Source organism: Salibacter halophilus (assembly GCF_008806325.1).
Classification (GTDB): domain Bacteria; phylum Bacteroidota; class Bacteroidia; order Flavobacteriales_G; family Salibacteraceae; genus Salibacter; species Salibacter halophilus.
On the sequence record NZ_WACR01000001.1, the window covers coordinates 206,004 to 221,160 of the forward strand.

General features: G+C 38.3%; 12 protein-coding genes. 6 read left to right on the forward strand and 6 right to left on the reverse strand.

Going from position 1 to position 15,157, the window contains the following annotated elements; genetic code table 11:
* Window positions 1-3: 3 nt before the first annotated feature.
* Window positions 4-717: an outer membrane beta-barrel protein gene (locus F3059_RS00995; protein WP_170264966.1), complete on the reverse strand. Its 714-nt coding sequence runs from the start codon at window positions 715-717 to the stop codon at window positions 4-6.
* 224 nt (window positions 718-941) lie between these two features.
* On the opposite strand from F3059_RS00995, the gene F3059_RS01000 reads away from it, so the two are divergent.
* From F3059_RS01000 to F3059_RS01010, 3 genes are all read left to right on the forward strand, one after another.
* Window positions 942-4,043: a glycosyltransferase family 117 protein gene (locus tag F3059_RS01000; RefSeq protein WP_151166065.1), complete on the forward strand. Its 3,102-nt coding sequence runs from the start codon at window positions 942-944 to the stop codon at window positions 4,041-4,043.
* Window positions 4,044-4,205: 162 nt separating this feature from the next.
* Entirely contained in the window at window positions 4,206-5,441 is a 1,236-nt protein-coding gene (locus F3059_RS01005; protein ID WP_151166066.1) for a T9SS type A sorting domain-containing protein, read from the forward strand.
* Window positions 5,442-5,504: 63 nt separating this feature from the next.
* Window positions 5,505-6,131 carry a T9SS type A sorting domain-containing protein gene (locus F3059_RS01010; protein WP_151166067.1) on the forward strand — a complete coding sequence of 209 codons (627 nt, stop codon included), beginning with the start codon at window positions 5,505-5,507 and terminating at the stop codon, window positions 6,129-6,131.
* Here F3059_RS01010 and hutH read toward each other — a convergent pair.
* Both hutH and hisS read right to left on the reverse strand, forming a co-directional pair.
* A complete protein-coding gene (gene hutH / locus F3059_RS01015) occupies window positions 6,128-7,621 on the reverse strand; it encodes a histidine ammonia-lyase (RefSeq protein WP_151166068.1) in 1,494 nt (497 codons plus the stop codon). The two genes, F3059_RS01010 and hutH, sit on opposite strands and share 4 nt — an antisense overlap.
* Window positions 7,621-8,982 (reverse strand): histidine--tRNA ligase, encoded by a 1,362-nt coding sequence (gene hisS / locus F3059_RS01020; RefSeq protein ID WP_151166069.1) that lies wholly within the window; start codon window positions 8,980-8,982, stop codon window positions 7,621-7,623. The genes hutH and hisS overlap by 1 nt, the downstream gene beginning before the upstream one ends.
* Before the next feature lie 706 nt (window positions 8,983-9,688).
* Between hisS and F3059_RS01025 the strand changes: the two genes are divergently transcribed.
* A complete protein-coding gene (locus tag F3059_RS01025; protein WP_151166070.1) occupies window positions 9,689-10,912 on the forward strand; it encodes a DUF1015 domain-containing protein in 1,224 nt (407 codons plus the stop codon).
* 9 nt (window positions 10,913-10,921) lie between these two features.
* The gene (locus tag F3059_RS01030; RefSeq protein WP_151166071.1) at window positions 10,922-11,584 is read left to right on the forward strand and encodes a YggS family pyridoxal phosphate-dependent enzyme; all 663 of its coding nucleotides are present in this window, start codon (window positions 10,922-10,924) and stop codon (window positions 11,582-11,584) included.
* A gap of 78 nt (window positions 11,585-11,662) precedes the next feature.
* Here F3059_RS01030 and F3059_RS01035 read toward each other — a convergent pair whose 3' ends face one another.
* Together F3059_RS01035 and F3059_RS01040 are read right to left on the reverse strand one after the other, a co-directional pair.
* Entirely contained in the window at window positions 11,663-12,742 is a 1,080-nt protein-coding gene (locus F3059_RS01035; RefSeq protein ID WP_151166072.1) for a carboxypeptidase-like regulatory domain-containing protein, read from the reverse strand.
* Window positions 12,743-12,783: 41 nt separating this feature from the next.
* Entirely contained in the window at window positions 12,784-13,878 is a 1,095-nt protein-coding gene (locus F3059_RS01040) for a carboxypeptidase-like regulatory domain-containing protein (protein WP_170264967.1), read from the reverse strand.
* A gap of 174 nt (window positions 13,879-14,052) precedes the next feature.
* Between F3059_RS01040 and F3059_RS01045 the strand changes: the two genes are divergently transcribed.
* Window positions 14,053-14,607: a hypothetical protein gene (locus F3059_RS01045; protein ID WP_151166074.1), complete on the forward strand. Its 555-nt coding sequence runs from the start codon at window positions 14,053-14,055 to the stop codon at window positions 14,605-14,607.
* A 52-nt stretch (window positions 14,608-14,659) separates the two neighbouring features.
* On the opposite strand, the gene F3059_RS01050 is transcribed toward F3059_RS01045, so the two are convergent.
* A complete protein-coding gene (locus F3059_RS01050; protein ID WP_151166075.1) occupies window positions 14,660-15,052 on the reverse strand; it encodes a GxxExxY protein in 393 nt (130 codons plus the stop codon).
* Window positions 15,053-15,157: the final 105 nt, after the last annotated feature.

The following is a 15,157-nucleotide window of genomic DNA, read 5'->3' on the forward strand; positions in this document are numbered from 1 at the left end:
AAATTAGAATCTCAAGGAAAGTGCAGCACCTGTATTGACAGAGCGCAAGTTGTATTCTACTTCTCTTGTCTCAGTTACAGTAGAATTATTTTTCATAGATGAAATATCGAGATCAATTAAATGGTCAGATCCTGAAAACTCTGTATAAAAACGAAGCTCGAGGAATGACAAAACAGCGTAATTAAATGAAACGCCCGGATTCAAAAACAATCCCGGATCAACAACCGCTTTAGAATTGAACCTTTCAACTACTTCTCCAGCATTGTTTTGAACAACGTAATCTTTTTCAGCATTCTTGAATAAGTTGATTCCTGCCATAACATATGGCTGAACATCAAATTTATTTTTAATCAGTGGTTGATTAAATGACGCGCCTCCTGATACATACAGATTTTGATAAGGAGTGTGTGATAACTCAACATTGTCAGGATTAGCCGGATATGCATCTCTTTTAATTGCTTCGTCATTAACCTCAAATAGGTTGTAACCAAATCTCAAAAGAGTTGACCATTTTTTTGACAAGAAAACTTCACCCTGAAAGCCTACATCTATTCCTGACGAGGCGTGCCCTTTCATAAAATCATCTTCAACTGTTGAGTTAAATGGTTTAACAGGAGTCGATACGCCCATGTTGGCAGATAGCCTGAAGCCGTTGTACTTTTGAGCAAGTACTCCAAGACTCAGGAAAGAAAATAATATTATTAATGCGTGCTTCATAACAGACTGCAAAATTACGCAACTAAACACATTTTGTGCCATTTGCTAACCATTTTTAACGGAAAAACGAGTCGAAATTAATTTTGGTTCTGACCAATAGAAAAACACACGACCTCGTTTTTAACGATTTCAAAGCTTTTTTTAGGTTTTTTTCAGTTGATTTTAATTTACTTTGACCGCGTTTACCAAAACACTTTACATTTCTAAGAAATCAAACGAGCATTATGGATTTTAAGAAACTAAACATTATTGGTGGCTGGGTAACCTTTGCGATTGCATTTGTTGTATATGCCATGACAATTGAACCAACCACGAGTTTTTGGGACTGTGGTGAATATATTGCTACCTCTTATAAATTAGAAGTTGGTCACCCTCCCGGAGCTCCTACTTTTATGATACTGGGTAGAATTTTCACTCTACTTGTCGATCCTCAAAATGTTGCCGTAGCCATCAACCTTATGAGTGCTCTTTCCAGTGCTCTCACTATTCTGTTCATGTTTTGGTCACTGACTTACCTGGCTCGTAAATTTGTTAGAAATGAAGAACTCAGTGGCGCAAATGGCATTGCTATTATTGGTAGTGCTATTGTAGGTTCTTTAGCCTTTACATTTAGTGATACATTTTGGTTCTCTGCCGTTGAAGGTGAGGTATACGGAATGTCATCTTTTTGTACAGCTCTCGTTTTTTGGGCGATTCTCAAGTGGGAATCAATTGCCGATGAACCGCACTCCACAAAGTGGCTTATTCTCATTTTCTATGTGATAGGATTGTCAATTGGAGTTCACTTGTTGAACTTACTCGCTATTCCTGCGATTCTATTCGTTTATTACTTCAAACGATTTGAACCTACTCGAAAGGGCATGATAATCACATTTATCCTGTCAATTGTCCTGCTGGGCTTTATTCAAATGATTTTGATTCCGCAGGTTGTGAATATCTCAGCTAAGTTTGAGTTATTGTTTGCAAACGGTCTGGGAGCACCATTCCATGTTGGAACAACTGTATTCGGAATATTGCTGATCGCAGCTATTGCTTTCGGACTGTGGTACACACAAAAGCACCACAAGGTTATTGCGAATACATCAATTTTAGCTTTTACAGTTCTCATGATCGGTTACACATCATTTGCTATGATCGTAATCAGATCAAATGCCGATACACCAATCGATGAGAACAACCCTGAAAATATGGTAAACCTTCTCTCCTACTTGAAGAGGGAACAATACGGAGATGTACCATTAGTAAAAGGACATTATTTTAATAGTCCGCTCGACAATCAGGACCCATACGATGATGGAAGCCCTGTTTATTATCCAAATGAAGAAACAGGCGAATACGAAATTGCCGATTCTCGCGAGAACTCCATCCCAAATTACGCTGATGAGTTTGAAACACTCTTCCCGAGAATGTGGAGTTCAAAATCGAATCACGTTAGAGCATACAAAGCGTGGAGTGACTTTGAAGGTAACCCGATGCGCTACAGAGACGTGCAAAGCGGAGAAATGAAAACCATCTATAAGCCCACGATGGGAGAAAACCTCAAGTATTTCTTCAACTACCAAATCTATTGGATGTGGGGCCGTTATTTCCTCTGGAACTTTGCGGGCAGACAAAATGATATTCAGGGACATGGTATCGATCAGAACCAATTCACTGATGGTAACTGGCTCAGTGGAATCCCTTTCATCGATGAAGCACGTTTAGGAAACATGGATGAGTATCCTGATGAACTCAAAGATAAATGGTCGTATAACAAGTACTACTTATTGCCATTGATTCTTGGGTTAATAGGCTTGTTCTTCCAATACAAATACGACAAACGCAATACTTTAGTCGTATTCCTTTTATTCTTCTTTACTGGCATTGCCATTGCAATTTACCTGAATAACTATCCCTATCAGCCTAGAGAGCGTGACTATGCATTTGTAGGTTCTTTCTACGCTTTTGCGTTGTGGATTGGCTTGGGTGTAATGGGTCTTTACAGACACTTTAGGGACAAAGTAAATCCTAAAGCACTTGCTGCCGGTACAACACTAGTTTGCTTATTAGCTGTTCCTGTACTCATGGCATCAGAAAACTGGGATGATCACGACCGCAGTGACCGTTACACAGCTAGAGAAATTGCAAAAAACTACCTCGATTCCTGCGCTCCAAATGCCATATTGTTTACGAATGGTGACAACGACACCTTCCCACTTTGGTATTTACAGGAAGTTGAAGGATACAGAACTGATGTTCGTGTAGTTAATCTCATGCTACTCAACACTGATTGGTACATTGAGCAAATGGCTCGTAAAGCTTACGATGGTGATCCAATTCCAATCTCTATGACACCTGATCAATACAGACAGGGAACGAGAGATTTTGTGAGATTTGGAAATGTTCGCGGTATTGATAAAGACAAATACTACGATATCAAAAAGATCATTCCGATTGTGACAATGGATAAATACAAACAACAACTTGGAAATGGTCAAAAGGATAACATCATTCCAACTAAGAAATTCAAGTTGAATGTACCAAAGGAAAAAGTAATGGCTAATGGTACTGTTGATCCTTCATTAGAAGATCAAATACTTGATGAAATTACCTGGAAGGCTGATGGCCGTTATATTCTCAAGAATGAAATGGTAATGTGGGATATTCTTGCAAACTTCGACTGGGAAAGACCTCTTTACTTTTCAATCACAATGGGTAATGACGCTTTCTACGGTCTTGAAGACTACTTCCAGCAAGAAGGATTTGCCTTTAGACTGGTTCCGATCGAAACTAAAAATAGAAGTCCGAGACGTTATGGCAGAGTCGCTACTGAAACAATGTACGACAACATGATGAATAAATTTGATTGGGGCGGTTACGGAGATCCAGAAGTCTTCATGGATGAAAATAACCTGAGGTTTGTAACCAACATTCGATTTACTTTTTCTCGCTTAGCGCAGAACCTCGCCAATAAAGGTGATAAAGAACGAGCAGAAAAAGTCCTTGACAGAGTTGTTGAAGTAACTGTTAACGACAGAGTACCTTATGACGGAACGCTCTTACCGGTTGCAGAACAGTATTATAATGTAGGCAACAATGAAAAGGCAAATGAATTAATGCGTAAGATTATTGAGCGAGAGTCTCAGTTTGCCAATTATTACCTGAGTCTCGATCCCAATAAAATGAGCGTTGTAAAACCGAACTTAGAGCAATCAATTGGAATTATGGGTAATGCAGTTATGCTTGCAACTCAAAAATATCCGCAAAGTGATGAAATACAACAAGAGTTCCAGGCTAAATATCAGGAACTCGCTCAGCGATACCAATCTATGGGACAAATGCGTTAATCAAAGCCTTGCTTAATAAACACATAGGGGCTTCGGCCTATTTTTTTGACCTTACTTTTAAGGACTTTTATGAAACAACTGTCACTAATTTCTGTTATTAGGCTTGAATGAGGACAAATAAATACTGATATTCGCCTCGCTAAAATCGAAAAACAAATAGTTATGAAAAAACAATTACTTAAAATCGCTGGAGTATTTGCATCAGCATTTATTCTTGCTACTAGTGTTAATGCACAAACTGAGGTTGGTATACTTCCAAACCCAGACAAATCTGATAACAATCAGGTTAATGTAGAACGTGGGAATTCTACAGTTAAAGACACAAACTTTTATGCAACATTTGTGAATCAACTGTTTAACCCAGATACTACATATATTATTTTGACGATCAATTCTAGTAATATATATACCTGGTATCACAGAATTCAAACCCCTTCGAATGTTTCTGTTGACATCGAAGGAGCTAGAATGCACTTAGCTTCAGGTAACTCTGATGGATCGCCTGTAAGTGTTGACGTTTCTTTAGTAGAAACTGCAGCTAATGGTCTTCCATCTAACACTGTACTCGAGACTAAATCAGTAAGCATTGATCCGGTTACAACTACAAATGTTGGGGACTTTGCTAATGATGTTGTTTTTGACAACTCTTATAGTTCTGCTAACGGTTTCTACTTACAAATGACATTGGACTCAAATGTTAGTGATACTTTAAGAATGATTACTGGACAAAATGGAGCAGCAGCTGTCAGTGGTGATTCTATTTCACTTGCTGGTTTTACAGGTGGAAATAATCTGAATACACTAGGATATGTTCAACATATTCGTCCGTTTGTTTCTTACGAAGCTACCAACAGTATTACAACAGATAAAGACACGATCACAACTGATAATGAATCTGTATCGTTTACAGCTGAAGGAAACTTCAAAAACATTGCAGATCCACACTTGATGACTGGAATCTCTAAGAATGCATTTTGGTCACTTGATAACGGGAGTACTTTCGTTGGACCAGCTAATGACACTACGTATTCATTTGCTGACGCAACAGTTGATCACACTGTACTTCTTAATGATTCAATCATGACATGGTCTGCAGGTACATATGTTGTATCAGAATCGAAAACAATTGTTGGTGACAAAACAGTTACTGGTATTAACAGCATTGACGAAGGAAACATCAAAGTTTACCGTTCACAAAACATGTTGAATGTAGAAGTTAATGGAAACCTAAACCCAGGTAACCAGGACCTTTTCATTTACAATGTTGCCGGTCAACTCGTGAAATCTTCAAGAGTTAACCTTACAGCGAATTCTACTTCAAGAGTGAACATCAACGAACTCAATGATGGTCTTTACATCGTGAAAGTTGCTGACGAAACAGTTCGTTTTGTGAAGTAATTCACTTTGATTTGATAGATATTAATTTAGAGGCTACCTTCGCGGGTAGCCTTTTTTATTGCTATGAACAAGACTATTATAACTCTTCTGTTTTTATTCACGGTCAGAGCCGGATTAACTCAAAACTCAGATTTGGATCTGACCGAAATAACTGTACCTGATAGCATCGAAGAAAACTCGACAGTTTCATTCTCTGCAAAACTCAAAAATAATGGGCCAGACAGCGTACAAACTGGTACGCAACTCACATTTCAGTGGTCTGTTAATACTGATACGATTCCGGCAAACTTCACTTTAGATACTACTTTTTATACAGGAGACAGCATTGAACTGTTCTCTCCACCATTTAGCCTGAGCCCTAGTGATAGTCTTACCATTTGTGTTTCTTTCAACTTCCAAAATGATACGGTAACATCAAACAACGAGATTTGTGATTCTACCAAAGTCTACCTTTACAATAATTTTGTTTTACCTGGAAATGTGAAATTCATTCAAACCAGGTCACAAATCATTTTACAAAATGCTCGAGTTTCAGAATTGAGAATTTATAATCTAAACGGACAGATTGTTGGCTCAACGAATGGAGCAAAAGCGATAAGAACAGATCAACTAAAAAACGGACTGTACATCTTTACAGCCCGCTTTCGTGATTCCGATAAGTTTTACAGGAGAAAAGTTTTCATCCGTTAAGCTGAATAGCTTTCAACAAAGTCGATTGACTTTTTAATAAGCACGTGCAATTCAGCGTCATCTTCAACTTTAGGGACTTCTTTTCTGTAACTTTCAAAAAGCTCCTCTACCCTTGAAGACGACTTAAAAGGTCTTCTAAATTCCATAGCCTGAGCAGCATTAAACAACTCAATCGCTATGATTTTCTTGTAATTATTTAAAACGCGAAGTGCTTTTGTGGCACCATTAGCCCCCATGCTCACGTGATCTTCCTGACCGTTACTCGAGTCAATTGTATCAATACTCGATGGTGTACATAGTTGTTTATTCTGACTCACAATACTCGCTGCAGTATACTGCGGAATCATAAACCCGGAATTCAAACCTGGATTGGCAACCAAAAACTCGGGCAATCCACGAGTTCCGCTCACTAGCTTGTAAACTCTCCGTTCTGATATACTTCCTAATTCTGCAAGTGTAATTGACGCGTAGTCGAGGTTTATTGCCATGGGCTGACCATGGAAGTTCCCCGCTGAAATCACTTCATCAGCATCGGGGAAAACAGTTGGATTATCAGTTACCGAGCTGATTTCATTTTCCACAATCCTTTGAACATGATCGAGCGCATCGTATGAAGCACCGTGAACCTGAGGCACACAGCGGAATGAGTAAGGATCCTGAACGTGCTCTTTATGGCGCTTCACCAGCTCGCTTCCATCTAAAATTTCACGAACCGATTGCGCAACTTTCAATTGACCCGGTTGCTTTCTCGCAATGTGTGGCAAATCTCCAAATGGCTCAATTCTACCGTCATACGCATCAAGCGACAATGCTGTAATACGTTCTGAAAGTGGCTTGAGTCGGTTCCATTCAAGTAAAATGTGTGTCGCATAAGCACTCATGAACTGCGTTCCGTTGAGCAGTGCAAGACCTTCCTTACTCCTCAACTTTATTGGATCGAGATTCATCTCGGTCAGAACCTCAGCAGCCGGCTTTTTTTCTCCGTTGTGATAAACTTCTCCAAGTCCTAGAATAGGCAAACTCAAATGAGCCAATGGAGCCAGATCACCACTGGCACCTAAAGAACCCTGTTCGTAAACGACCGGTAAAATATCTTCATTGTAAAAAGTAATGAGTCGCTCAACAGTGTCGAGTTGTACTCCGGAATGACCATATGAAAGCCCCTGAACTTTGAGCAACAACATCAATTTTACGATGTGCTGAGGCACCTCATCTCCGGTTCCACAAGCGTGCGATTTTACTAGGTTTTCCTGAAGTTGTTCCAAATCAGCTTTCCCGATTTCTGTATTGCAAAGCGATCCAAATCCGGTGTTGATCCCGTAAATTGGAGTCTTTTGTTGCTCCATCCTATTGTCGAGATACTCGCGGCACTTGATCACTTTGTTTTTTGCCGGTTCTGACAGTGAGAGCTTTTTGCCCTTGTTGACGATGTCAGCAACATCTTCAATTGATAAATCTTCTGGTTTTATATGATGGACTTCCTTCTTCATTACTTTCCTAATTTTTCACATATTGCTTCAACAGTGAGTGATTCCTGCTCGCCTGTTTTCATGTTTTTAAGTGTAATTTCCTGTTTGTTTAGTTCATCCTCTCCAACCATTCCAACGAAACGTACATTCTTATCATTGGCGAATTTCATCTGCTTTTTCATCTTGGCTGTATCAGGATAGAGCTCGGTTTTGATTCCCGCTTCACGCAGTTGTTTCATCCATTTCAATACCTGAGCAGCTTCGTTATCTCCAAAGTTGACAAAGAGGATATCGGTAACGTTTTCAACTGATTCGGGGAATAACTCTTTTTGGAGCATCAAATCGTAAATGCGATCTGCGCCAAATGAAATTCCAACTCCCGATAGTTTTTCCTTCGCTCCAAAAACTCCGGTGAGATCATCGTAGCGACCACCACCTGTGATACTCGATGGAAAATCAGGATGTGTAACTTCAAAAATGGCACCCGTGTAATAATTGAGTCCGCGAGCGAGCGTTACTTCAAAGTCGATATTCTTGTATCCCATAGCATCTGCTTGCCCCAGCATAAAGGTCATTTCCTCAACTCCCTTTTGCCCGATTTCACTATCAGCGAGAACATCAGCAATGGTATCCATCTTCTGCTCGTTAGAACCGGACAGATTCATAATTGGCTGCAATTTTTCAATTGCTTCTTCGCTGATTCCTCTGTTCTTCAATTCCTCATTGACTTTCTCAACAGGCATTTTGTCGAGTTTATCCAACGCGATGGTAATTTCCATCATATTGTCTTTTTCGCCAATTGCTTCGGCAATACCAGCTAGAATTTTGCGGTTGTTGAGTTTGATGGTTACATCTGGCAGATTAAGTCGTTCATATACCTCCTGCATGATGTTGATTAGCTCAATTTCGTTGAGTAACGAATCAGATCCAATACAATCGACATCACACTGATAAAACTCGCGGTATCTTCCTTTTTGTGGCTTATCAGCTCGCCAAACGGGCTGAATTTGGTATCGCTTGAATGGAAAACTAATATCGTTCTGGTGCTGAACAACAAAGCGGGCGAATGGAACTGTGAGATCATAGCGGAGCGCTTCCTCAGCAGTTTTATTAGCTGCAACCTCAGCAGTTTGATCTTTTTCGAGTTCAGTTTTCAACTGATTGAGCTTTCTGCCGCGCGGCATGATTTTGAAAATCAACCTATCTCCCTCTTCTCCGTATTTACCGAGAAGGACATCAGTCCGTTCCATAGCAGGAGTTTCAATTTGTGAAAATCCGTGTAGCCTGAACACTTCTTTTATCTGATCAAAAATGTAATTCCTACGCCCCATTTCAACCGGGCCAAAATCACGGGTTCCTTTTGGAATGCCTGCTTTGCTCATGCTCATTTCGTTTTGGATGGGCAAATATCGAAAACTCAAGCTAAAACAGGTAGTATTTAGATGATTTTGGCAAGTGGTATTTCGGTTAAAATTTCAGGTTTGACACAATTTTTCGGTTAAAAAATTAGCTACGCTCTGCTCATTTATATCTGCATTTTGGTTTAATCCCAAAAAACAAGCGATGCTTTACTTTACAATTTACCAGAATAGTAATTCGTAGGAAACGTCTCATCAGTCAGCGATATGTAGCGGATGTGCGTAGTCGCGTTCCGAAGCGGAATACAACCAGACAATAACCAAAAAGATAATCTCCACACAAAGTTCATCAATACACTATACAAAGCTAGTACAGCAAGGAACAAAGCGCGGAGCACAAAATCCGACTACGGTTTTCGCAGCGGACGCGTAGAAAAATCGCCTCTGATGAGACTTGATTTTTTCTGTCTTTTTTATCAAGAAAAAAGATTGACGATTTCTACATTATTAAATAGTTGTTGTCGATTCTACTTGATGCAAAAAGATTTAATAATCAGTTTGTTACTTTGAAAATTTTCTCAAAGCACAACTATATACCCTTTTAAATGGTATTTTCTTTGGAAAAGATATTCTGAAAATAACGCTAAGTATCGGTTCTGACCATTACTTTATTACAATCAGTTTTAAAGCTGATGTATTATGTTAATTTTGACCGCCAAATACCTGATCTATGGCAGATGTAATCCCTTTCAGAGCCGTGAGGCCAAGCCGCGACAAGGCACATTTAGTTGCCACGCGATCATACATTTCTTATTCAAATGAGCAGATGGCTGAGAAGCTGGAAAACAATCCGTTTTCGTTTTTGCAGATCATTCATCCGCCTGCTGCCAATGAGTTAGATGGGGTTGAGAAATTTGAAAAGGTTCGTGAAGAATATCTCGATTTTTGCTATAGAGGTATTTTGAAAAAGGATGAAAATCCTGCATTTTACGTCTATGAGCAGCGATATGGCGATCACGTTTTTACCGGAATTATTTCAGGAATTGCTGTTGAGGATTACAAAACCGGACACATCAAAAAGCATGAGCACACGCTACCTGAGCGTGAAAAGATGTTCAAAAACTACCTCAAAACTACAGGTGTCAACGCTGAGCCTGTCTTGCTGACTTACACGAAAAAAGATAAAATTGAGGAGTTGCTGGAAAGAGTAAAAAAATCTCGGCCAGAGTATGAGTTTTCTACTACTGATAAACACACTCACACACTGTGGGTTATTGATGATCAAAACGATATAGAAATCATACAGCAAGAGTTTAGCGATGTAGAATCTGTTTACATTGCTGATGGCCACCACCGCTCTGCCTCATCTTCCTTATTGGCTGACGACCTTAGATCTGAACAAAAAAAGCCAAGCGATTATTTTATGGCTTATTTGATCAGTGATCAACAAATGGAAATAAGAGCTTTCCACCGACTGGTTTCTTCATTAAATGGTCAAACGATTGATGAGTTTTTGACTAAAATCAAGCAATCATTTGAAGTAGAAAGTCTCGGTGAAAATCGGTACCAGCCGCATAAGCTCCACGAGTTTGGAATGTACGTAAACAGAGAATGGTACAGGTTAACGCCTCATCGAGAAAACATTGACCTGGAACATCCTGTTGAACAATTAGACTGTCAAATACTTTCATCATTGATACTCAATCCTATTTTGGGTGTTGAAGATGAAAAAACCGATAAACGTGTGAAGTTCATGGGGGATTTGGAAGGTCTCGAAGGACTTGAACAAAACGTGAATAACGGCAGTTACGATGTGGGTTTTGCAGTTTATCCGGTTACGGTTGAACAGCTTAAAAATGTGGCTGACAACAACATGATTATGCCGCCCAAAAGTACCTGGGTTGAGCCCAAGTTGAGAAGCGGATTAACGATCTACGACATTCTTGAATTTTAAATTCTAATTATGGCTAACATTGCAGAGAATATTCAAAAGATCAAGTCAGAACTCCCTGATGATGTGACTTTAGTAGCTGTTTCTAAAACGAAACCAAACGAAGATTTGATGCAAGCCTATGATGCTGGTCAGCGTGTTTTTGGTGAAAACAAAGCACGTGAAATGGAACGCAAACACGAGGAGTTACCAAAAGATATCGAATGGCACTTCATCGGTCATTTGCAGCGAAACAAGGTGAAATACATCGCGCCATTTGTAAAGCTCATCCACTCTTTGGACAGTCTACGACTCGCAAAAGAGATCAATAAACGAGCTAAAAATGAGGATCGGGTAATCGATTGCCTGGTTCAACTTCACATTTCCGGTGAAGAGACAAAATTTGGTTTTGATTACGATGAAGCTGTTGAGTTTTTACGGTCAGAACCAATGAAAGAATTACAAAACATCAGGATTGTGGGTGCTATGGGAATGGCTTTACACACAGATGACAAATCAGTCCTGAAAAGTCAATTTGGTGAATTGAAGTCGTTCTTCGACAAGATGAAAAAGGAATACGATCACTTTGAAGTCCTCTCAATGGGAATGACCAATGATTACGAAGTAGCAGTTGAGGAAGGAAGTAATATGGTAAGGCTTGGATCTTCGATTTTTGGACCACGTAATTATGATTAATAGTTTAATCGTTTATTTGTTTAACGTGTAATCTAAAGTTGAACTATCTGAAACCTCAACTCAATTAAAGCAATAAATCTAATAGCCGAGTTTTTCTTTGAGTTCCAGATCTATTTCTCCTTCGAACATTGATTTAGATCCCTCCACCCAGCTCTCAGTCTCTATTGGAGTTGTGACTTTTTTGTGAAGTATAAGTGATACTCCTACAGACATACCTTTATATTTTTTTTCTAAAAACTCAGGCTTGTCACTGCATATAAACATTTCAACTCTTGTAGGCAGCCCAACATCAAGATAGTCACTAAAAACTGCTCTGTAATAAGCAGTTCCTCCCTTCATGCACTTCAAAAAGTTTGTTAATTGTAAAAACCTCTTGTCAGTAACATCAATAATAGCTTCTAGAGATGGCGTTCCATCACTGTATCTCCCACTCAATTTAAATACAACATGACCATCTTTATTGATTGTTGTATCTGTAACCATAAAGTTTAGTCCATGGCTAAATGATGACATGTCGTTAATTTTAGTTTCTTGAGTCATGTGCAGTAAATGATTCATTATTTTGTGATCAGTATCAAGTTTATATGAATCAACATCCAATATAGCTACCTTCTCATGGAACTTAGCATTGAAAAGACCTGTCTTTTCTTTGGGTGAGAATCCCGTTATGACACAGTTAGCTCGCATAAAAGACGTGTCTTGTTTATCTTTACTCACGAGTAATTCTTCATACCCTGCTATAAAATCATGATCTTTATATTCTTTCTGATTAAAACTTTCTAAAGCTTCCTCAAAAATTTCTCTTGCCGTTTTTGGTTTTGCCCTGACTACAAATTCATTTAACTCAAGTTGCTTGCTTTCCATGTAGACAGTGTCAGTGTTCATCAGTTCTGAAACCGAAACTTTGAGATTTTTATACCCAATTACACTTATTGAAAATGTGTCACTTTTATCGAGGTTGAATTGAAACTTATAAGAACCGTTCTCTGAGGACACAAATCCAATCCCTTGATTTGAAGCACTCTCAAAATGAACGAATGGAATGCTTTCTCTTGTGTCTTTGTCAATGACAACTCCTGAAAATTTAGTTGACTGGCTAAAAGTGTTGAAGCAGCTCAAGAGAAACCCGACTAATAAGATGATTGATAATCTTGACATATGACGGTGTTAATTATTGATAGTAGATTAAAGTTAAGCTCTCAATACCCCATTTTTTCTTTTAACTCCAGGTCTATTTCGCCTTCAAACATTGACTTTGATCCTTCCACCCAGCTCTCAGTCTCTATTGGTGCTGTGACTTTTTTGTAGAGGTTTAAAGTTGTTTTTATAAACCACCCTTTATCATATATTTTTTTATCGTCTGGCCTGTGACCAAAATCCCGATTAAGCTGCATTTCCATTTTAGTTGGGAGACCAACATCAATGTAGTCACTAAAAACTACTCGATAGAATATTGACTTTCTTTGTTCACCAGCTCCCCAATAGTCTGTTAATTCTAAAAAACTGTTTGTCGTGACATCAATAGTAGCACTCAGTGATATATGTTCATTTCTATCTCTCCCTATAATTTTAAACACAACGTGATTGTCCTCATCTAAAATTGTATCAGTTACTTCGTAATCATGCCACCTGTAAAAGGAAAAAGATAACATCTCATTAACTTTTGTAAAACGTGTCATCATTAAAAGTAAATTAACTCCTCCTATATCACCTCCGTTTTTCAATGAATCCACAGCTAATATTGTTACCCTTTCCTGAAACTCCTTAAATATTCCAACTTTTTCTTTTGGTGAATAACCAGTGATTACGCAAGTGGCTTTCATGAAGGAGGTATCTTTTAAATCATTACTTATTAACAATTCCTCATATCCAGCAATAAAGCTCTGATCATTGTATTCTGTATCATTAAACTTCTTCACTGCATCTTTGAATATCTCCTTAGCTGTCCTTGGTTTTGCGCTGACTACAAATTCATTTAACTCAAGTTGCTTGCTTTCCATGTAGACAGTATCAGTGTTCACCAGTTCTGAAACCGAAACTTTGAGACTTTTATACCCAATTACACTTATTGAAAATGTGTCACTTTTATCGATGTTGAATTGAAACTTATAAGAACCGTTCTCTGAGGACACAAATCCAATCCCTTGATTTGAGGTACTTGCAAAATGAACGAATGGAATGCTTTCTCTCGTGTCTTTATCAATGACAATTCCTGAAAGTTTAGTTGATTGGCTATAGGAATTAAAACAACTGAATAAAAGTGAAAGAAGTAGAACAGCTAAAGGTCTTTTCATAATCATATCGAAACTAACGCAATACTAAATTGCATATTATATTACGATAAAGAAATGACTTGAAGAAACTTCTTAAATGAATTGGCGTTGATAATCTCTTTAATTATGATCATTATTTCAATTGACTACAAATAGGATTCGTAGTTTTGCAAAAATTCACAGCGGAAGATTAAGATGAAAAAGCTCACAGCAACTCAGGAAAAGTCCAGACAAAAGAAACTCAAAAAGATCACTGAAAAGCTTCAGAGTGACGATAACAAAGCTATAGTTTCGGCTCTGAAAGAAGTGAAAGAACACGGTGATGCTTCTATTATCCCATTCCTGATCGATTTATTCCTCAACAATCAAAATCAAGAAGTTCAGGATGAATTGCAAAAAGTATTTTTTGGATTAAACGATCAAGATGCTGTAAAGCCAATTCTCAATGCCGCTGAACAAAATATTGAAAGTTACCAACGTTCATTTTTACTATCGGCAATTTGGGAAGCAGGTTTGAGCATTGATGAACATCTCGATCAGTTGACAAATATCGCCCTCAAAAGTGATTACATGTCAATGCTCGAAGCCGTTACTATCGTGGAAAACATGAAACGCCCTGATGAAGATGAACCTCTCAAGCGCAATATTGTGAAAGTGAAAGAATACCTGCTCGACAATCCTGAACAAGACGACAAATACAGGTTAACAGCCAGTTATTTGGAGATCTTAAGCGAGCAAATGGTGGGTTAAATCAAGATGCCACTAAGGCGCTAAGACACGAAGTAGTTATATTTGAAAAAACTCAATTCCTATATCTTCTAATCCTGTTCTTAATTAAAGGGACATTAAAATTGATAAGGTAACCAAGGTTCAAATCAGTAAGTTTTAAGTGGCTAATAATTTGTGATTCCCAAACCGGATTCACAATCTCAACTGCTTTTAACTCTACAATCACCAGATTATTTATTAGCAAATCTAACTTGAGGCCTTCCTTAAACTCAATTCCGTCATAAACAATTGGAAGAGATACTTGGCGTTTCACTCCAAATCCCTTTTTCCTTAATTCGTGTGACAAACAAACTTCATAGACTTTTTCAAGAAGTCCGGGGCCAAGACTTTTATGAACAGTAAAAGATGCGTTTACGATTGCTCTGCCTATTGTTTCTTCCTGTTCTGAGAGGTTGCGGTAATTCATTTAATAAAAGTAATAAATTACCATTAATAGTAAAAGAATAAGCTATACTCCTATTTACACACTGGTTAACCTACCTGTTAAAAAATTAAAGAAGATTAACTCCAC